At 64.4% G+C, this 20,538-nt stretch carries 16 protein-coding genes; 11 read left to right on the forward strand and 5 right to left on the reverse strand.

Features of this window, described 5'->3' with window-relative positions; translation table 11 throughout:
- The first annotated feature begins 118 nt into the window (after positions 1-118).
- Entirely contained in the window at positions 119-760 is a 642-nt protein-coding gene (locus J3D46_RS13065) for a 4'-phosphopantetheinyl transferase superfamily protein (protein WP_253467662.1), read from the forward strand.
- On the opposite strand, the gene J3D46_RS13070 is transcribed toward J3D46_RS13065, so the two are convergent.
- From J3D46_RS13070 to J3D46_RS13085, 4 genes are all read right to left on the reverse strand, one after another.
- Positions 757-2,100, reverse strand: coding sequence for a M1 family metallopeptidase (locus J3D46_RS13070; RefSeq protein ID WP_253467664.1), 1,344 nt, complete (start codon positions 2,098-2,100; stop codon positions 757-759). The genes J3D46_RS13065 and J3D46_RS13070 overlap by 4 nt on opposite strands.
- Before the next feature lie 12 nt (positions 2,101-2,112).
- Positions 2,113-6,069: a Pls/PosA family non-ribosomal peptide synthetase gene (locus tag J3D46_RS13075; RefSeq protein WP_253467666.1), complete on the reverse strand. Its 3,957-nt coding sequence runs from the start codon at positions 6,067-6,069 to the stop codon at positions 2,113-2,115.
- 118 nt (positions 6,070-6,187) lie between these two features.
- Positions 6,188-7,153: a quinone oxidoreductase gene (locus J3D46_RS13080; RefSeq protein ID WP_253467668.1), complete on the reverse strand. Its 966-nt coding sequence runs from the start codon at positions 7,151-7,153 to the stop codon at positions 6,188-6,190.
- 86 nt (positions 7,154-7,239) lie between these two features.
- Positions 7,240-8,328, reverse strand: a complete 1,089-nt coding sequence (locus tag J3D46_RS13085; RefSeq protein WP_231339198.1) for an acyl-CoA desaturase — start codon at positions 8,326-8,328, stop codon at positions 7,240-7,242.
- A gap of 167 nt (positions 8,329-8,495) precedes the next feature.
- Here J3D46_RS13085 and argC point away from each other — a divergent pair, with 167 nt between their 5' ends.
- The 9 genes from argC to J3D46_RS13130 all read left to right on the forward strand — a co-directional run bounded on the left by argC (position 8,496) and on the right by J3D46_RS13130 (position 18,085).
- A complete protein-coding gene (gene argC / locus J3D46_RS13090) occupies positions 8,496-9,527 on the forward strand; it encodes an N-acetyl-gamma-glutamyl-phosphate reductase (protein ID WP_231339201.1) in 1,032 nt (343 codons plus the stop codon).
- A complete protein-coding gene (gene argJ, locus J3D46_RS13095) occupies positions 9,524-10,690 on the forward strand; it encodes a bifunctional glutamate N-acetyltransferase/amino-acid acetyltransferase ArgJ (protein ID WP_253467670.1) in 1,167 nt (388 codons plus the stop codon). The genes argC and argJ overlap by 4 nt, the downstream gene beginning before the upstream one ends.
- Before the next feature lie 10 nt (positions 10,691-10,700).
- Positions 10,701-11,645 carry an acetylglutamate kinase gene (argB, locus tag J3D46_RS13100; RefSeq protein WP_231339208.1) on the forward strand — a complete coding sequence of 315 codons (945 nt, stop codon included), beginning with the start codon at positions 10,701-10,703 and terminating at the stop codon, positions 11,643-11,645.
- Positions 11,642-13,033, forward strand: a complete 1,392-nt coding sequence (locus J3D46_RS13105) for an acetylornithine transaminase (RefSeq protein WP_253467672.1) — start codon at positions 11,642-11,644, stop codon at positions 13,031-13,033. Before argB ends, J3D46_RS13105 begins: the two co-directional genes overlap by 4 nt.
- Positions 13,030-14,034: an ornithine carbamoyltransferase gene (gene argF / locus J3D46_RS13110; RefSeq protein WP_253467674.1), complete on the forward strand. Its 1,005-nt coding sequence runs from the start codon at positions 13,030-13,032 to the stop codon at positions 14,032-14,034. Before J3D46_RS13105 ends, argF begins: the two co-directional genes overlap by 4 nt.
- Positions 14,034-14,573, forward strand: a complete 540-nt coding sequence (locus J3D46_RS13115) for an arginine repressor (RefSeq protein WP_159707225.1) — start codon at positions 14,034-14,036, stop codon at positions 14,571-14,573. The genes argF and J3D46_RS13115 overlap by 1 nt, the downstream gene beginning before the upstream one ends.
- Before the next feature lie 67 nt (positions 14,574-14,640).
- Positions 14,641-15,846 carry an argininosuccinate synthase gene (locus J3D46_RS13120; protein ID WP_159734867.1) on the forward strand — a complete coding sequence of 402 codons (1,206 nt, stop codon included), beginning with the start codon at positions 14,641-14,643 and terminating at the stop codon, positions 15,844-15,846.
- Complete coding sequence (gene argH, locus J3D46_RS13125) at positions 15,846-17,261, forward strand: argininosuccinate lyase (protein WP_231339220.1); 1,416 nt, start codon at positions 15,846-15,848, stop codon at positions 17,259-17,261. Before J3D46_RS13120 ends, argH begins: the two co-directional genes overlap by 1 nt.
- An 86-nt stretch (positions 17,262-17,347) precedes the next feature.
- Positions 17,348-18,085: a maleylpyruvate isomerase family mycothiol-dependent enzyme gene (locus J3D46_RS13130; protein WP_231339222.1), complete on the forward strand. Its 738-nt coding sequence runs from the start codon at positions 17,348-17,350 to the stop codon at positions 18,083-18,085.
- 139 nt (positions 18,086-18,224) lie between these two features.
- On the opposite strand, the gene J3D46_RS13135 is transcribed toward J3D46_RS13130, so the two are convergent.
- Positions 18,225-19,715 (reverse strand): DNA-3-methyladenine glycosylase 2 family protein, encoded by a 1,491-nt coding sequence (locus J3D46_RS13135; RefSeq protein ID WP_231339224.1) that lies wholly within the window; start codon positions 19,713-19,715, stop codon positions 18,225-18,227.
- A gap of 95 nt (positions 19,716-19,810) precedes the next feature.
- Between J3D46_RS13135 and J3D46_RS13140 the strand changes: the two genes are divergently transcribed.
- Positions 19,811-20,467 (forward strand): DNA-3-methyladenine glycosylase, encoded by a 657-nt coding sequence (locus J3D46_RS13140; protein WP_231339249.1) that lies wholly within the window; start codon positions 19,811-19,813, stop codon positions 20,465-20,467.
- Positions 20,468-20,538 lie beyond the last annotated feature (71 nt).

Below are 20,538 nucleotides of genomic sequence, written 5' to 3' on the forward strand. Positions count from 1 at the left end.
AGCCCGATTTGGGCATAGACACGGGGAGATGGCAGAGTCGTTTGAAGCCTGGCTGACGGGGAAAATCCTCCCATAGCTGTTGCAACATGTCGCTGGGAACATAGCCGTGAGAGGGGGCATGATGCAAAGCCCAGTGATTGATCTGCGCAGGCTCGATGATGTGCCTGGTGCGGGCATCGACCTCAAAAAGCTCGGGGAACCTGCCCAGGAACGCGCACTCCGTTTCACCAGTGCCAAGGACCGTGAAGAATTCGTCGCTGGCCGCGTGGCCTTGCAGCACTTCGCCGCCTCGCTGCTCTACGTGGATCCTGCCCGGCTCGTCCCCGACTATCACTGCCCGCAGTGCGGCCCCGGCCAGGATCACGGCCGCCCCGGTTTCCTGCTCGACGGCGGTCCCGCGCCACTGGCGCTCAGCGCGTCCCGGGCGTCGGGCTGGCTGCTGTTGGCCGGCGTCGTACGTCCAGCAGAGGGTCTGCGGCTGGGTGTGGACCTTGATGTGGTCAGCCGGGTTGGCTTCGACGGCTTCGACGACGTCGCCTTGACCGCAGCCGAGAAGGAATTCCTGGTCTCCATCCCGGAGCAGGATCGAGCCATGCAGCGCGCCCGGCTCTGGGCGCGTAAGGAAGCATGGCTGAAGATGACCGGCGAGGGCCTGCGGCGTAACCCGGCTGAGCTGGACGTGTTGGACCTGCCCGGCCTGCGGGATGTCACCGATGCGGAGCTGCCTGAAGGATTAGTCGCCGCTCTGGCCGTTGGCTAGCGCGCTGAAGGCAGCGGCGGAAGCGCAGCCTCGTAGAGCCATGACCGGAGAATCGACGCAGCATCAAAGCCTGGAATGAACGAATCCGCGGCCTCAATGAACGCGTCCGTGGACACCGAGCTGTGCCGGTTGGTGGCCGTCCAGTGCTGAAGGAAACCAAAGAAGGCCTCGTCCCCAGCTGCCATTCGCACCGCATGAACGGCCAGCGCACCGCGCTTGTAGACACGGTCATCGAACATCAGCTCCGGGCCGGGATCGCCCACCAGCAGATCCTGCGGCCCGGCGTCGAGCCTCTTCCATGCAGCCGTTGCCCGCGCAGCAACAGTCATGGTCCGGGATTCTTCGGACCACAGCCACTCCGCGTAGCAGGCGAAACCTTCGTGGAGCCAGATATCTTTCCAGCTGCTCACGGTCAGCGAGTTCCCAAACCACTGGTGGGACAGTTCGTGGGCGATCAGGCGCTGGGAATCCCAGGAGTCGCGCATATGGTTTCGGCCAAAGATGGAGACGGTCTGGGCTTCCAGGGGGATTTCCAACTCGTCCTCCGTGACAACCGATGTGTAGTCGGTGAACGGGTAGGGGCCGAAGCAGTCCTCGAAGGTCCGCATCATATCCGGCTGGCGTCGCAGGCCTTGAAGAGCATCCACCGCCATTTCGGGGGTGACCGCGACGAACTGCGGCACCCGGTGATGGGTGTCGTCCACGTGCAGGGGAACCTTGGCGTAGCGGCCGATCTGCACCGTAGCGAGGTAGGTGGCCATGGGTTCAGCCTGTTCGTAAACCCACGTCTCACGGCTCGACTTGCGGGAGTGGGACACCAACGTGCCATTGCACACAGGACGGTAGTTGTCGTCTGTGGTGACGGAGATGAGGAAGCTGGACTTGTAGCGGGGATGGTCATTGCAGGGGAACCATGAGGCCGCGCCGTTGGGCTGGCCGGCGACCAATACGCCGTCGTTCAATTCTTCCCAACCGACATCGCCCCAGAGGCCGCGGCGGGGCTGGGGGTTGCCGTCGTAGCGGATCTCAAGCGAGAACTGCTGGCCAGGCTTCAACGGGGACGCCGGAGTGAGAACCAGGTGTTCTGCCCTGTGGCTGAACTTCTGGAGCTTCTTGCCGTCCAGTTGAACTTTGCTGGCCCGCAGGCCCACCAAGTCAAGGACAATCTGCGCCAGAGGTTCCAAGGCTGTGCATCGCAGGACCGCCCTGCCGACCAGCCTGTTGCTGCCCAGCCTGACGTCGAGGTCCAACTCGTACCGGTCCACGCGGTAGCTGGTGCTGCCGTGGTCCAACGTGTAGGGGTCGGCTTCGGTCATGGGGGTGGGGATTGGTACGGTCATGATCCGTCCAATCTACTTGAGGCGCGGCGCTTGTGCAGACGGGCCCACCCACGGGCTCACCGGGTTACCCATCCAGTACGTTCCGGCCGGGACTGTCTCACCGCGCATGACCAACGACGCCGGCCCAACAGTTCCGCCGTCGCCGATGCTGGCTGCGGGGAGGATGACGCCGTGCGGACCCATGGTGGCTCCGTTACCCAGCGTCACGGTGTCCAGGCTCATCACACGGTCGTGGAACAGGTGCGTTTGCACTACGCAGCCGCGGTTGACGGTGGAGTTCTCGCCGAGGGTCACGAGGTCGGCTTCGGGCAGCCAATAGCTTTCGCACCACGTTCCGCGGCCGATCTTGGCGCCGAGACCGCGCAACCACCACACGAGAGCGGGAGTACCGGCGGCAGAGCGGGCGAACCACGGGGCGCTGACCATCTCGATAAAGGTGTCCACTACCTCATTGCGCCAAATGAACGAGCTCCATAGGGGGTGTTCGCCTGAACGGATGGTTCCCACCAGGACCCATTTGGCAACAATGGCGCTGAGCGCTGCTACTGCTCCTGCTGCCAGCATCACCACGCCACCAAGCACCGCCGCAATCCAGTAGCCCCACCCTCGCGCAATCCAGTCCAGGACCAACATCACCCAGACGGCGATGGTGACGGTGAGGATGACCGGCACCAAGCGGCACAGTTCCCACAAAGCCCGTGCAACCTTGAGTTTGAGGGGCGGCCGGAAGGTTCGGGTTTGGTCCGCGTCGACGGCGGTGCGGCGCAACCTGACCGGCGGGCTACCAAGCCACGAGGTTCCGGATTTTGCCTTGGCGGGGGTGGCGGACAGCACGGCGACGAGGGAGTTCTTGGGAACGTTGCGTCCCGCCGCTGTCATGCCCGAGTTGCCCAGGAAAGAGCGTTTTCCGATCTTGGCCGGGCCGATCTTCATCCAACCGCCACCGAGCTCGTAGGAGGCCACCATGGTGTCGTCGGCCAGGAAAGCCCCGTCGCCGATGGTGGTCATCTTGGGAACGAGCAGCACCGTGGAGGCCTCTACGTTCTTGCCAACCTTGGCTCCGAGGAGGCGCAGCCACATGGGTGTGAACAGACTGGCATAGACGGGGAAGAGCAGGTCCCGTGCCATGTCCAGGAGGCGTTCGGTGGCCCAAACCTGCCACCCGATTCGGCTGCGAACCCGGTAGTAGCCCTCCTTGAGGCCCAAACCGAGGAGGCGGGCCACGACCAGGATGAGTACCAGGTTGCCGAAGAACCACACCAAGGCGGCAAGCGGGACGGCCAGCGCAATCTGCGGAAGCGCAGTTTCCAGGGATTCGTGTCCCTGGATGAACGCCAGGACCACCAGGGCACCCGCGAATGCGGAGATGTAGGGGATCAGGGCCAGCAAAGCCGAAGCGCTGGCAAAGGCGGAGAACCAGAGCCGGTCAACCACTGGCCGCCTGGTGATTGTTTCCGGCCATTCGTGCTTGGCTTTTCCGCGGCGCTCAGCAGGGGAGCCGGCCACAAGGTGTCCTGCTTTCACTTTGCCCAGTACTGCCGATCCTGCATCGACGTGGGCACCCGCGCCGATGGTGGCCCCCGGCATCAACGTGCTTCGAGCACCGACGACTGCACCGGCTCCCACATGGATCTGGCCGATGTGGACGGAGTCACCGTCAACCCACCAGCCCGAAAGGTCCACTTCGGGCTCGATGTTCGCTCCGCTGCCCAAGGACAGGAGACCGGTGACCGGGGGAAGCGAGTGCAGGTGGACGTCCTTGCCGATCTTGGCCCCGAGGGCCCGTGCGTAGTAAGGGACGAAAGGCGCGCTGGCCAGGCCGATGGCGCCCGACAGGTCTTGTATTTGTTCGGCCAGCCACAGTCGCAGATGGGTCTTCCCTGAACGCGGGTAGGTGCCGGGTTGGATCCTGCCCAGCAGCACCTTGGCTGCAACCACTGAGATCGCCATCCGGCCGAGGGGACTGACGAAAATCAGCCATGACGCCGCGATCCACCACCACGAGACGACGGGTGCGGCGGCAAAGCCGGCGAAGTCTGCCAGCAGCCTGTTGGCGGCCATGAGGTAGGTGAGCCAGCGCATGCCCACCAGGATGTGCAAGGGCACGCCCATCAGGACTTGGAAGATCTGCGACTTCAAGGCGGTAGGACGGACGGTCCGCTCAGCAGCCGGACCCGGCGCGCCGCCGTCGGGGAGTGATTGCCGGGCGGTATCGATCAAGGCGCCGACGCGCGGCGTGGCATAGATGTCCGCCACGGTGATGGTGGGGTAACGGACACGAAGGGCAGAAACGAGTTGGGCCGCCGCCAAGGATCCGCCGCCGTAAGCGAAGAAATCGGCGTCGAGGGAGCTCACAGGGCTCCCCAGCACGGACTCCCATTGCTCCACCACCCAACGGGCGTCATCGGGCAGGTTCAGCGGGGCGTTCCCGGCCTCGGTTGCGCCGGCACCGGCCAATGGCCAGGGCAAGGCATGGCGGTCCACTTTTCCGCTGGTCTTGGTGGGGAGCGAATCCACGACGGTCAGCAACGGAATCAAGGCTGCCGGGAGGCTTTCGCCCAGCAGACGGCGGGCCTCGTCCATGGACAAGTCATGGCCGTCAACGGGGGCCAGGTATCCAACAAGGATCTGGTTGCCGGCGGCTGTGGTCTGCACGGCCGCTGCCGCGCCGGCGACACCAGGCAAAGACTGCAGTGCCGCATCCACCTCGCCCAGTTCGATCCGGCGTCCACCGAGTTTGACCTGTTCGTCGGCGCGGCCCATGAAAATCAGGCCTTCGGCTTCGAAGCGCACCAGGTCACCCGAACGGTAGGCGCGGTCCCATCCGAGGGTTGTCATGGACGCGTACTTCTCGGCATCCTTGGCCGGATCGAGGTAGCGGGCCAGCCCCACACCGCCGATGATCAGTTCGCCGATCCCGCCTTCGGCGACCGGAACCCCTTGCGAATCGACGACGGCGAGGTCCCAGCCGTCCAGCGGCAGCCCGATCCGCACGGGGCCGGGTCCGCCCAGCGGAGCGGCGCAGGCCACGACAGTGGCCTCTGTGGGTCCGTACGTGTTCCACACTTCGCGACCGTCCACGGCGAGCCGCTCGGCCAATTCGGGCGGGCATGCTTCGCCGCCGAAGATCAGCAGGCGGACGTTTTCCAATGCCTCGGCCGGCCAGAGGGCAGCAAGGGTGGGCACGGTGGACACCACAGTGATGCCGTGGTTGATCAACCAGGGCCCGAGGTCCATACCGGTTCTAACCAACGCTCGTGGTGCCGGGACCAGGCAGGCACCGTGGCGCCAGGCCAGCCACATTTCTTCGCAGGAAGCATCGAAGGCCACCGAGAGGCCTGCCAAAACACGGTCCTGGGGGCCGATGGGTTCAGCCTGGAGGAAGATCCGGGCTTCTGCATCAACAAATGCCGCAGAGGAGCGGTGTTTGACGGCAACGCCCTTGGGAGTCCCGGTAGATCCGGAAGTGAAGATGATCCAGGAGTCATCATCCAGCCCGGGCTTGGTGGGGGTGGAAACAGGCTCCCGTGCTGCACCGAATGGTTTGACGTCCAGGCCCGCACCGATGACAGCGCCAACGTTGGCTTCGCCGAACACCAGGCGCGCCCGCTCGTCGGGATCGTCGGCATCCACCGGAACATAGGCCGCCCCGGCCATGAGGATGCCCAGGATGGCAATGTAGAGCTCGTTGGTCCCGGACGGGATGCGGACGCCGATTTTGTCACCGCGGCCCAGGCCTGCGGCGTTCAACGTCGCCGCAAACTTACGGACAGCCTTGAGCAGTTCGGTGTAGCTCAAGGACTTGTGGCCATCATCCAACGCCGAAGCCTCGGGGAATGACGCGCTGGTCTCTTCCAGGATGTCTACGAGGGTCCGCTCGGCGGGTGCTGCGGCGCCGCCCGGCAACTGGGGGCGGTAGGTGGTCAAGGCAGGCGTCTGCCCGGCCCCCACGGGATGTTCTGTGCTCACGGGCCCAGCTTTTCGCAGAAAGGTGAACAAAAGGTGTCGGACGTTTCCTGTACTTCACATTTTGTTGCGTTGCTGTTCGCCTGAAGGTCGCCGGATGTTGGGGAGCCGGGCATGGCTGCTACGGCACCAGCAGGACTTTGCCCGTGGTGAGGCGGCCTTCCAAGTCCCGGTGGGCCTGGGCTGCCTCTGCCAGGGGGTACGTCGCTCCGACCCTGACAGCGAGAGTGCCGTTGGCGGCGGCGTCGAAAATCTCCGCTGAGCGCCAGCGGCGCTCGTGGGTGTTTTGCACGAAATGGGCCATCGTGGGCCTGGTGAGATTGAGGGAACCCGCGGCGTTCAGGCGCTGGGGATCGAAGGGTGGCACCGGTCCGGAGGCTGCGCCGAAGAGCACCATGGCGCCGCGGATGCGCAGGCTCTTCAGGGAATCGTCAAAGGTGTCCTTGCCGACGCCGTCGTACACCACGTTGACGCCGTCGCCGTCGGTAAGTTCGCGGACCTTGTCAGCAAATCCGTCGTAGCGGAGTACCTCGTCGGCGCCGGCCAGGGTGGACAGATGGGCTTTTTCGTCCGAGGACACGGTGGTGATCACACGGGCTCCGCGGGCCTTCAGCAGTTGCGTCAACAGCAGACCAACGCCACCTGCGCCTGCGTGAAGCAGAACGGTGTGGCCGGGCTCCACGCGGAAGGAGGAGTTCATCAGATAGTGGGCTGTAATTCCCTGCAGCGGCAAGGCTGCGGCTGTGTGATCGTCGACGCCGGCGGGAACCGGGAGTGCCTTGCTTGCGTCCACGATGGCGTACTCGGCGTAGGTCCGGGACCCCTCGGCGGTGGCAATCCGATCGCCAACGGAAATGTCCTCCACCCCGTCGCCAACGGCCTCGACGGTGCCGGCTGCTTCGGTGCCCGGGGTGAAGGGGTATTCCACCTTGTAGGCCCCGCTGCGTTGATAAGTCTCAATGAAGTTGACCCCGGCAGCTGCGACCTTGATCAGCAGCTGGCCGGGGCCAGGTGTTGGTGGTTCCACGGATGCATACTCAAGGACGTCAGGTCCTCCGGGCTGCCGTGCAACGATGGCGTGCGTCATGGTGGCTCCTCACTCCGGGGCGGTGGTTTCCGGTGCCCGGTTTCAGATTCCATCCTAGGGAGGTTGGGGCCTCCCGTGTCGAACGCCTAGAAGCGTCCGTGCGTCGACGCCACCGGGCAGTCGAAGCCGCGTCCGGCGGCGAGGCCCACTTCGTTGAGGTAGCTGACCACGATCCCGTAGGACTGCATCAGCGTCGTTTCCGTATAGGGAATTGAGTGCTTGGCGCAGAATTCACGCACGATTTTCGTGGCCTTGTACAAATGGGGGCGGGCCATGTCCGGGAACAAGTGGTGCTCCACCTGACGGTTGAGCCCACCGAGGAGGAAGTCCATGAAGATGCCACCGGAGATATTGCGCGAGGTCAGGATCTGGCGGTTGAGGAAGTCAACACGGCTGTCCTTGGGGAGGACCGGCATGCCCTTGTGATTGGGCGCGAAAGAGGCTCCCATATAGAAGCCATAGACCATGATTTGCACGCCAAGGAACGCGAATGCCATTCCGATGGGGAGGAAGGTGAAGGCGAGCACTGGAAGAGCCGCGAGCCTTGCCACGAGGATGGGCGTCTCCACCCAGCGGTGGCGTACCTTCTGCTTGCCGAAGACAAAGCGAAGCGAATCGAACTGCAGGCTCAGGCCCAGCAGCGTCAGGAGCGGGAAGAAGAACCAGCCCTGCTTCTTGGTGAGGAACGCCAGGCGTCCCTTGCGCTCAGCGGCCGCATCCTCGTAGAACACCAGGGCGTTGTTCCGGATATCCGGGTCTTTGGAAATGACATTGGGGTGGTTGTGGTGGGCACCATGCTTCTGCTCCCACCAGGAGTAGCTGATCCCGGCGACGCCGGTGGCCAGGAGGCGGGCTGACCAGTCGTTGGCACGGCGTGAGGCGAAGATCTGCTTGTGCCCGGCCTCGTGCGCCAGGAAGCTCAGTTGTGTGCAGAGAATGCCCACAGCTGCGGCGATCAGGAGTTGGTACCAGGATTCGCCGATCAAGGCGAAGCCGAGCCAAGTGCCGGCCATGAGGAGTGCCAGGGCCACGAAGACCCAGATGTAGAAGCCGCTCCGGCGTTCGAGGAGTCCTGCGGCTTTAACGCTCTTGAGGAGCTCTGAATAGCTTTGGACGACGGGATTGGGTTGAATAGCGCGAGCTTTGGGGCGCTCAGCGGTGGACGTGGGTGACATGAATGTGCCCCGTATCGCTAACGGGCAACGCTGCAGCCGACGTTCGGACTGCACGGTCTGGATCACCCTCCACTAAGCATACGCGCAATGGTCTAAATAATGAGACGCATCACAACTGCATGCATAAATATCGGACAGCATGAATATTCTTGCTGTACAGTGGAGCTATGACTATTTCTGTTGCCGTCTCCGGTGCCAGCGGCTATGCCGGAGGAGAAGTGCTGCGCTTGCTTGCGGGCCATCCGAACGTCACCATCGGTGCGATCACTGCGCACAGCAATGCCGGTTCAAGACTAGGGGAGTTGCAGCCGCATCTCCATGGTTTGGCCAGCAGGATTCTTGAAGACACCACCGTGGAAAACCTGTCCGGCCACGATGTCGTGTTCCTGGCCCTGCCGCACGGAGCTTCCGCTGAGATCGCGGCCCAGCTGCCGGAAGGCACGGTAGTCATCGACGCCGGCGCGGACCACCGCCTCCAGGATGCCGCGGCGTGGGAAAAGTTCTACGGTTCGGCACATGCGGGAACGTGGCCTTACGGCCTGCCGGAATTGCCAGGCCAGCGCGAGGCCCTCAAGGGTGCCACCCGCATCGCCGTCCCCGGCTGCTACCCGACGTCGGCCCTGCTGGCCTTGACGCCCGGGTTCGCCAACAACCTCCTCCTGACGGACGACGTCGTGATTGTCTCCGCCTCAGGTACCTCCGGTGCCGGCAAAGCAGCCAAGGTCAACCTTATTGGGGCTGAAGTCATGGGTTCCATGAGTCCCTACGGCGTAGGTGGCGGACACCGCCACACTCCTGAAATCGAACAAGGGCTGTCCAACGCTGCTGGCGAGCCGGTGACGGTGTCCTTCACGCCTACCCTGGTTCCCATGAGCCGGGGCATCCTCACTACGGCCACAGCGAAAGTTGGCCACGGCGTCACTGAAGCCGAGCTTCGCCAAGCCTGGGCAGATGCTTACGACGACGAACCGTTCGTGCACCTTCTTCCAGAAGGCCAGTGGCCCACCACCAAATCGGTGCAGGCTTCCAACCACGCCGTGATGCAGTTGGCCTTCGACCAGCACACGGGCCGCGTGATCGTGACCTGCGCTATCGACAACCTCACCAAGGGGACCGCAGGCGGAGCCGTGCAGTCCATGAACATTGCCCTCGGCCTGGACGAAACCGCCGGCCTGAACCTGCAGGGAGTTGCACCGTGACCATTACCGCACCCAAGGGATTCCGCGCCGCTGGCATCAAGGCCGGCATCAAGGCCTCCGGCAACCCGGATTTTGCCCTCGTGGTCAACGACGGTCCGTCCAAGGCCGCCGCCGCAGTCTTCACCTCCAACCGGGTAGCCGCTGCGCCGGTTCATTGGTCCCGCCAAGTGGTCAGTGATGGCCGTGTAGACGCAGTAGTCCTGAACTCCGGTGGCGCCAACGCCTGCACCGGGCCGCAAGGGTTCCAGAACACGCACGCCACGGCTGAGAAAGTGGCCGAAGTGCTGGGTGTCTCAGCTTCCGACGTCGTGGTTTGTTCCACCGGTCTGATCGGCGAGCAGCTGCCGATGGACAAGATCCTTCCGGGCGTGGATGCGGCTTTCCGCGAATTGTCGGAAGATGGCGGCTCCGCTGCCGCCACGGCGATCATGACCACGGACAGTGTGTCCAAAGAAGCAGTCTTCACAGGTTTGGACGCCGAAGGAAAACAGTTCACCGTGGGAGGCATCGCCAAGGGTGCCGGCATGTTGGCGCCGGGTCTGGCAACCATGCTGGTGGTCCTGACGACGGATGCCCAGGTGCCGGCAGATGAGCTCGACGTCGTCCTTCGCGACGCCACCCGGGTCACCTTTGACCGCGCAGACTCTGACGGTTGCATGTCCACCAATGACACCGTTGTGCTGCTGTCATCGGGAGCCTCTGAGGCCTTGCCGTCCACCGAGCAGTTGGGCGCAGCCGTGACGCAGGTCTGTGCTGAACTGGCTCGCAAGTTGATCGGAGACGCCGAGGGCGCCAGCCACGACATTGCGATCCGTACCTTCAACGCAGCCAGCGAACGCGACGCCGAAATCGTCAGCCGCAGTGTTGCCCGGTCCAACCTCTTCAAAGCTGCCATCTTCGGTAAGGATCCCAACTGGGGCCGCGTGCTCTCAGCTGTGGGAACCACTGATGCAGTGTTCGAGGCGGACCAACTCAACGTCGCCATGAACGGTGTGCAGATCTGCCGCAACGGCGCTATCGGTGATGACCGCAACCTGGTGGACCTGGAGCCTCGCGAAGTGCTGGTTGAAATCGACCTTCAGGCCGGCGACGCCGAGGCGACCATCTGGACCAACGACCTCACGCACGACTACGTGCATGAGAACAGCGCCTACTCGAGCTGAGCTTATGACAATGACTGCGCATACCCGCGAAACCACGTCCATGAGCGACGCCCAGGACAAAGCCGGCACGCTGATCGAGGCGTTGCCTTGGATCCAGCGTTTTGCCGGCACCACCATGGTGATCAAGTACGGCGGCAACGCCATGGTTAACGATGACCTTCGTCGCGCCTTCGCCGAAGACATCGTGTTCCTCCACCACGTGGGCATCCATCCCGTGGTGGTCCACGGCGGTGGCCCCCAGATCAACTCCATGCTCGGCCGGCTCGGCATCGAGTCCGAGTTCAAGGGTGGTCTCCGTGTCACCACTCCCGAGGCCATGGACGTAGTCCGCATGGTCCTCACGGGCCAGGTGGGCCGTGAACTGGTGGGGCTGATCAACTCACATGGTCCCTACGCCGTGGGCATGTCCGGTGAGGATGGCGGGCTGCTGCGCGCCGTTCGGACGGGCACTGTTGTTGACGGCGAAGAAGTGGACCTCGGCCTGGTGGGCGAGGTAGTTGGCGTCGACCCTGCCGGTATCAAGGACATTCTCGACGCAGGTCGTATCCCCGTGATTTCGACCGTCGCCCCGGAGATCGTGGACGGCGGAAATGGCACCGGCCAAACCACTGGGCAGGTCCTGAACGTCAACGCAGACACGGCGGCCGCAGCAGTAGCTTCGGCATTGGGTGCCACCAAGCTGGTCATCCTGACCGACGTCGAGGGCCTCTACGCCAACTGGCCGGACAAATCGTCGCTGATCTCATCGCTGACAGCCTCGGAACTCCGCGACATGCTGCCCAAGCTCGAATCGGGCATGATCCCCAAAATGGCTGCGTGCCTCAAAGCCATCGATGAAGGCGTAGAACGCGCACATATCGTCGACGGACGCCTCCCGCACTCGATGCTGCTGGAAACCTTTACGACCGCGGGCATTGGCACGCAAGTAGTACCCGACGAGGAAGTGAACGCATGAGCGAAACTGTTGGCCGCAACCCGACCGGCGATGGACCCCCCGCCCGTCCCCAGCCGCTCCCCGTCCTCGCAAGCTCGGACGGGGACCCCGGCGGCAGTGGGCCCATCGCGGTGCCCGAGCACACCCGGGGGTCCATCGCCGGATCGGATGCCAAAGCTTCCGTCATTACTGGAGTGAGTAATGGCGCCGACTGGCTTGCCCGTTACTCGTCCTCGCTGATGGGTGTTTTTGGTACCCCGCAGCGTGTCCTGGTCCGTGGTGCTGGGTGCCTCGTGTGGGATGCCGATGGCAAGGAGTACTTGGACCTTCTCGGCGGCATCGCAGTGAACGCCCTGGGCCACGCCCACCCTTTCGTCACCTCGGTGATTTCCAGCCAGTTGGCTACGCTCGGGCATGTATCGAACTTCTTCACCAGCCCCACGCAGATCGCACTGGCCGAGAAACTTCTGGCCATCAGCAATGCACCGGCCGGTTCCAAGGTCTTCTTTGCCAACTCCGGCACCGAGGCGAACGAGGCAGCCTTCAAGCTGGCCCGCAGGAACAACCCGGACGGGAAGCGGACCAAGATCATCGCCCTCGAGGGCGCCTTCCATGGCCGCACCATGGGCGCCTTGGCACTCACGGCGAAGGAAGCATACCGTGCGCCATTCGAGCCGTTGCCCGGTGGTGTGGTCCACATTCCGTTCGGTGACATCGATGCCCTGCGTGCCGCCGTCGACGATTCCACAGCAGCCGTTTTCCTGGAGCCGATCCAGGGCGAAGCAGGCGTCCGGCCCCTGAGTACCGAGTACCTGCAGGCCGCCCGCGAGGCAACCACCAAGGCCGGTGCGCTGTTGATCCTCGACGAAGTCCAGACCGGCATCGGCCGCACCGGAAAGTGGCTGGCCAGCGAAGACGCAGGAATTGTGCCCGATGCCGTCACGCTCGCCAAGGGCCTTGGCGGCGGCTTCCCCGTGGGTGCGCTGGTCACCTTCGGAAGTACGACGTCGGCCCTGCTCACCGCAGGGCAGCACGGCACCACCTTCGGCGGAAACCCGGTAGCTACGGCCGCCGCGCTGGCCACGCTGCACGCCATCGAAAGCCAAGGTGTCCTGCAGAACGTGCTGAACCTCGGAGCGCATCTGCGCGAGGGACTGTCTGCCGTCGATGCTGTCACTGAAGTCCGCGGCGAGGGCCTGCTGATTGGCTTCGATGTGAACGCCGACGTCGCGCCGGCCATGGTGACCGCAGCTTTGGATGCAGGCTTCATCATCAACAGTCCGGGCCCGCGGACCATCCGCCTCGCCCCTCCGCTGATCCTGACCACCGAACAGGCCGACCGATTCCTGTCAGCCCTGCCCGCCTTGATCGCCACGGCTACCGCCCAAACCGCTAAGGACGCACAGTGAGCACGTCAACCACCCGCCACTTCCTCAAGGACACGGACCTGAGCCCAGCCGAGCAGGCTGAGGTCCTGGAACTCGCGGTCCGGATGAAGGCAGCGCCATACAGCGTGCAACCCTTCGCCGCAGAGGGCAACGGCCGCAAGACCGTAGCAGTGATCTTTGACAAGACCTCCACACGCACGCGTGTTTCCTTTGCCACCGGCATCGCGGACATGGGCGGCAACGCACTGATCATCAACCCGGGTGAAGCGCAGATCGGCCACAAGGAATCCGTGGAGGACACGGCCAAGGTCCTGGAGCGCATGGTGTCCACCATTGTGTGGCGGACCGGTGCGCACTCCGGGCTGGTGGCCATGGCGGAAAATTCCAAGGTCCCCGTGATCAATGCCTTGTGCGACGATTACCACCCGTGCCAGCTGTTGGCCGACCTCCTGGCCGTCAAGGAACATAAGGGTGACTTGGCTGGTTTGAGCATGGCTTACTTGGGCGATGCGGCGAACAACATGGCCAACTCCTACCTGTTGGCCGGTGTCACTGCGGGTATGCACGTTCGCATCTCCGGGCCGGAGGGCTACCTGCCTTCCGCGGAGATTGTTGCCGCTGCACAGGAACGCGCTGCAGAGACCGGCGGCTCGGTGCTGATCACCAGCGATGCCGCCGAGGCCCTCAAAGGTGCGGACGTCGTGGCCACCGACACGTGGGTCTCCATGGGCCAGGAATCCGAAAAGGAAGCCAGGATGCAACTCTTCCGCGAGTACTCCGTGGACGAGGCCGCCATGGCGCAGGCTGCGCCGGACGCCGTCGTGCTTCACTGCCTTCCCGCGTACCGCGGCTACGAGATTTCGGCCGGCGTCATTGATGGCCCGCAGTCAATCGTGTGGGACGAGGCAGAGAACCGGCTCCACGCCCAGAAGGCACTCATGGCATGGCTGATGCACCGATCGGGACTTGCGTTTGTTGACGGGCTTTCCCCCGTTGAGGGCACTGGGGAGAGCACGTTCTAGTGTCCGCCAATCCGTCCGTGCCGGGCGCCAGCCCTGCCACCAAGACTGCCCGGCAGGCGCGCATCACCGCGATCCTGACGGGTGAGTCCGTGCGCTCCCAGGCAGAGCTTGCAGCCCTGCTGGCGGACGACGGCGTTCAGGTCACCCAAGCCACCCTGTCCCGCGACCTTGTGGAACTCGGCGCAGTCCGGGTCCGTGGCAAGGAAGGCGCGTTGGTTTATGCCGTTCCGGGGGAGGGCGGGGACCGCAACGCCAAGAGCGGGGTCACGCAGGAAATCTTGGACGCACGGTTGACCAGGCTTTGCGGCGAACTTCTGGTCACCGCGGAGGCGTCGGGCAACATCGTTGTCCTCCGCACCCCGCCTGGAGCCGCCAACTTCCTGGCACTGGCCGTGGACCACTCGGTGATGCCCTCTGTATTAGGTACGATCGCAGGCGACGACACTTTGCTGTTGGTCGCCCGGGATCCCGATGGCGGGGCGGAACTGGCGGCCCGTTTTCTGCGCATGGCCGAAGAAGCCGGGCCGGCCAACCAATAGATTTTCCAGCATTGATTCACACCAGCATTGATTCGAATGAACCAAGCAACAACAAAGGAGCACTCTCGTGACTGAGCGCATTGTTCTGGCCTACTCCGGTGGCCTTGATACGTCCGTAGCCATCGGCTGGATCGGTGAAGCCACCGGTGCCGAGGTCATCGCTGTGGCCGTCGACGTCGGACAGGGCGGCGAGTCCCTGGAGACCATCCGCCAGCGCGCCCTTGGCTGCGGCGCCGTCGAGGCTTATGTGGCCGACGCCCGCGACGAGTTCGCCAACGAGTACGCGATGCCCACACTGAAGGCCAACGCCCTCTACCAGGGCCACTACCCGCTGGTTTCGGCCATCTCCCGGCCCGTCATCGTCAAGCACCTCGTCAAGGCTGCCCGCGAATTCGGCGCCACCACAGTCGCTCACGGCTGCACCGGCAAGGGCAACGACCAGGTCCGCTTCGAAGTTGGCATCCAGACCCTCGGCCCGGACCTGAAGTGCATCGCACCCGTCCGCGACCTCGCCCTGACCCGTGACAAGGCCATTGCCTTCGCCGAGGAAAAGGGACTGCCGATCGAGACCACCAAGAAGAACCCGTACTCGATCGACCAGAACGTCTGGGGACGCGCCGTCGAAACCGGCTACCTTGAGGACATCTGGAACGCACCCACCAAGGACATCTACGACTACACCGCTACACCGGAATTCCCGCCGGCACCGGACGAGGTCACCATTTCCTTCCAGGCCGGCGTGCCGGTAGCGATCGACGGCGTCAAAGTCACCCCGCTGCAGGCCATCCAGGAACTGAACCGCCGTGCAGGCGCCCAGGGCGTTGGCCGCATCGACGTCGTCGAGGACCGCCTCGTCGGCATCAAGTCCCGTGAAATCTACGAAGCTCCGGGTGCCATGGCGCTGATTACCGCGCACAAGCACCTCGAGGACATCACCATCGAACGCGAGCAGGCCCGCTTCAAGGCCACCGTTGGCCAGCGCTGGTCCGAGCTGGTCTACGACGGCCAGTGGTTCTCCCCGCTCAAGCGCTCCTTGGACGCCTTCATTGAGGACACCCAGCAGTACGTTTCCGGTGACATCCGCATGGTCCTCCACGGTGGCCAGGCGATCGTCAACGGTCGTCGCTCCGAGACCTCGCTGTACGACTTCGACCTCGCCACCTACGACACCGGCGATACCTTCGACCAGTCCATGGCACGCGGCTTCATCGAGCTGTGGGGCATGTCCTCCAAGGTTGCCTCCGGCCGCGACCTGCGCGTCGCAGGCGAGTAATGACGTCCGCAACAAACGAAGGCGCACTGTGGGGCGGCCGGTTTGCCGGCGGTCCCGCGGATGCGCTGGCCGCACTGAGCAAGTCCACCCACTTTGACTGGCGGCTTGCCCGCTATGACATCGCCGGTTCCAAGGCGCACGCCCGCGTGCTGGCCAAGGCCGGACTGCTGGACAACGCCGAACTTGAAGGTATGCTCGCCGCCCTCACCCAGCTGGACGAGGACGTCGCCAGCGGCGCGTACCTTCCGGCCGAGAGCGACGAGGACGTGCATGGTTCGCTGGAACGCGGCCTCATTGAGCGCGCCGGAACCCAGTTGGGCGGCAAGCTCCGTGCGGGCCGTTCCCGCAACGACCAGGTGGCCACCCTTGGCCGCATGTTCCTGCGTGACCATGCCCGGATCATTGCAGGCGGTGTCCTTGCCACCATCGACGCCCTCGTTGAGCAGGCCAAGGCCCACCATGGCGTAGCCATGCCCGGCCGCACGCACCTGCAGCATGCCCAGCCGGTGTTGCTGAGCCACCATCTTTTGGCGCATGCCTGGGCTTTGCTTCGCGACGTGCAGCGTCTCCAGGACTGGGACAAGCGTGCCGGCGTTTCGCCGTATGGTTCGGGTGCGTTGGCGGGGTCATCCCTGGGCCTGGACCCCGAGGCCGTTGCCGCGGACCTGGGCTTCTTCTCGGCCGTCCACAACTCGATCGATGGCACCGCCTCCCGCGATGTCTTCGCCGAGTTCGCCTGGGTGTGTTCCATGATTGGCGTGGACCTGTCCCGGATCTCCGAGGAAGTCATCTTCTGGGCAACCAAGGAATTCTCCTTCGTCACGCTGCATGATTCGTACTCCACGGGGTCCTCGATCATGCCTCAGAAGAAGAACCCGGACGTTGCGGAGCTCGCCCGTGGCAAGGCAGGGCGCCTCATCGGCAACCTGACAGGCCTCCTGGCGACGCTCAAGGGCCTGCCGCTCGCGTATAACCGCGACCTGCAGGAGGACAAGGAACCGGTCTTCGATGCTGCCGACACCTTGGAGTTGCTGCTTCCGGCCGTGTCCGGCATGATTGCCACGCTCAAATTCAACACCGAGCGCATGGAATCACTGGCCCCGCAGGGCTTCGCACTGGCCACGGACATCGCGGAATGGCTTGTCCGCCAGGGCGTCCCCTTCCGCGAGGCCCACGAGCTCTCCGGTGCTGCGGTCAAGCAGGCCGAAGGCCGAGGCGTGGAGTTGTGGGACCTGACGGACGAGGAATACGCAGCAATCTCGGAGCACCTGACTCCCGAGGTCCGCAGCGTACTGAGCACGGAAGGTTCGCTCAACAGCCGTAATTCGCAGGGCGGAACGGCGCCGGCCGCCGTCGAACGCCAACTGGCGGCCTTGGAAGCGGAACTGGACGAAGCGCGCTCCTACGTCAGCTAGAACGCCAGGCGGGGCGGCATTTCGCAGCGATGCCTTTTGGGCAGAGCATTGCCAGGTGCCGTCCCGCTGTGCGTTAACATGGCGCTATGACTCAGATCACCCCCGACGCGCTGCCCGCAGAGCTTCACAAAGCCGCCGGCACCGTCACCCGCCTGCTCGCCAAACTGGACGACTCGTCCGTCGCTGAACCGTCGGAGCTTCCTGGCTGGACCCGGGGCCACGTCCTTGCCCACCTTGCCGGAATCTCCAACGCGATGGGCCGTCAACTTGAGTACGCGCGCCGCGGCGAGACAGTGGAACTGTACGACGGCGGCATGGACGGGCGTACCAAAGCAATTGAACTTGCCGCTGGACACAGCCTCGCGCAGCACACAGAGTCCCTCACCTCTGCGTTGGGGTCTGCTGTTTCCGCATTTGACGCTTTGGGACCTGACGATTGGCAAGCGCGCATCGCCTACAGGGACGGAACAGTGTTCGACGGCGGCCTCGCCTTGTGGCGCGAACTCACGATCCACGCCTCGGACCTGGGCCTGGGGTTCGGTCCGGAGACCTGGAGCCGACCGTTCTGCGAACACCTCATCGGGTTCCTCGCGGCACGCGTTCCCGAGTCGCGCAAGTTCGTCCTGCAGCCCACCGGCCTGCCCCCGCGGAGCATCGGCAGCGGCGGCACTTCGGTTGCCATCACGGGCATGCTCACGGACATCGCCGCGTGGCTTGCAGGCCGCGAGCCCAGCCTGGGAAGCCTCAGGGCTACGGCCGCTGCCGACGGAGTCGAGCTTCCGGATCTTCTCCCGTGGCCGGCTGCCCTGCCCGCCAACCGCTAAGCACCCAGACGCTGTCTCACGGATTTCCCTCTTTGGGGCGGCCCCCTCTCACGGATTTCCCTTTTTGGGGCGGCCCTCTCTCACGGCCCCTTGGAGAGAGGGACGGCCGGAAGGGGGCGGTTGGTGACAGGGGCGGCCCCTACGAGATTTTGGGCCGTGCCGCTGCCCGCCATAAGTGCATGGTCGCGTACGAGCGCCACGGGCTGACTTCCCGGAAATCCGCGCTGAGACCGGCCCCGGCGGGCAGGACCTTCAATCCGTTTCGCACCGCGGCATCATTGGCCAGGAAAACATCCGGAGAGCCGAGGACCCGCATTGCCACGTAGCCCACTGTCCAGGGCCCAATGCCGGGCAACGGGAGCAGCTTGCGTTCAAGGCCGGCAGGGTCGTCGCCGTAACCGAAGTCCAGTGCTCCTGTGGCCATCGCTTCGGCCGCAGCCACTATGGAATCGATCCTGCGTTGTGGTCCCCTGAGTAGTGCCCGGCCGTGCTCGGCGATCTCAACCGCCGTCGGAAACAAAGTCTCCAAGCCTGGGGCGCCGGCCCCGGCCGGGGAACCTGCGGCGGACAATTGCGTGAGTGCTGTTCGCGCCGCCGCCACGGTGATCTGCTGGCCGATCATGGCCCTCATTAGCAGTTCCTGGGGATCCATGGCTCCCGGGACACGAATTCCGGGGATGGCCTCCACACTGATAGCCAGCCGGGGGTCTGAGGCCAATGCGTCGTCAATGGCCTGCGGATCGGCGTCGAGGTCGAACAGTCGGCGCACCCGACTCAGCAGCGCGGGGAGATCGTGCAGGTCCACAGCCGTGGCCGTGAGCTGCAATGGTTTACCCACTGCCGAGGGGCTGTACTTCACCGAGAACGAAGCACTGCCCCCCGCGAGCCGGATGGTCCGGGCGTAGGTCCGGCTGCCGTCGGCCCCTGTTCCTGCCAGTTCGACTCCCGGGACCGCGCGAACTGCCAGGAAGTCGAAGATTCCCGGATCGAACGGTTCCCTGTAGGGCAGGGTCAGCGTCAGGGCCGCGGGAGCCGACTCGCAGGGAGCCGCAGAACCCCGGCGAACTCCGGATTTCACCCCGGTGGCGCGCAACGCCGTCGGGGTCATCGCGAACACCTCGCCGATGGTGTCATTGAATTGCCGCACGCTGTTGAACCCTGATGCGAAGGCTACATCCGCCAAGAGCATGGTGGTGGAGACCAAAAGGGTCCTGGCCGTCTGTGCCCTGCTTGCACGGGCCAAGGAGAGGGGACCGGCACCCAACTCGGTGCTGAGGATGCGGTTGAGCTGCCGTGCGGAGTAGCCCAATCTGTGGGCCAGTCCGTCAACGCCTTCACGGGTGATGACGCCGTCGTTGATCAGCCGCATTGCCCGGCCGGCGATGTCCGAGCGGATGTTCCAGGCGGGCGTTCCGGGGACAGCTTCGGGGAGGCACCTCTTGCAGGCCCGATACCCGGCTTCATGGGCAGCGGCGGAGGTTTCGTAAAAAGTGACGTTCTCAGCTTTGGGCGTCCGGGCAGGGCATGAGGGCCTGCAGTAGATTCCGGTGGAGCTCACGGCCGTAAAGAACTGGCCATCGAACCGGGTGTCGCGGGCGTCGATTGCCCTGTAGCGCTGCCAGAAGTCCATGGCTTCATCCTGCCAGCCCGCCAGTGACCCCTGCTAGCGGGAATCGGACATGGCCGTGGAGTGGGTCTTGCTAGGGTCTGGGCATGGGTTCGTTCATGGAAGACGGAATCAGCCACCCCGATGAAGTACGCAGTTTCCTCACAAGCGACGCGCGCGTCATCGCTCCGCTGATCCTGGGCTCCGTCCTGACATACCACTCCGATGCCGGTCCGGTCTCGGTCAGACTCACCGAGGTCGAGGCCTACATGGGTCCGCGTGGTTCGGAGCATCCCGACCCCGGATCCCATACATTCGGGGGTCCCACCGCCCGGAACGCGCCTATGTTCGGCCCGCCCGGTTACCTTTACGTCTACTTCACGTATGGGATGCACTATTGTGCCAACATCGTGTGCGGACCGGAGGGCTTCCCGTCTGCGCTGCTGCTGAGGGCTGGAGAAATTGTGGAGGGGGAGCAGCTTGCCGCCGTTCGCAGGCCGGCCTCCAAAACGCACAAAGACCTCGCCAGCGGCCCTGCCAGGCTCGCCTCCGCACTGGGACTCACGACGGCGGACACCGGCCGCGACGCCCTCGCGGAACCGTTCAGCCTGTGGTTACCCAAGACGCCGGCGGCGGCCGTGGCCAGCGGACCACGGGTTGGGGTGGCCGGGCCGGGCGGCACCACTGAATATCCGTGGAGATTTTGGATTGAAGACGACCCAACGGTGTCCCGGTACAAGGCGGCCCGGCCGCGAAACCGCACCGCCTCAGGGTGATTTGCCGCGAAAGCAACGCAGCCGGCAACGAACTTTATGTGACGCAGTCCGCTTGATGACTTGTACCCCGC

The sequence above is a fragment of the Paenarthrobacter sp. A20 genome (genome assembly GCF_024168825.1).
Taxonomy (GTDB): Bacteria; Actinomycetota; Actinomycetes; order Actinomycetales; family Micrococcaceae; genus Arthrobacter.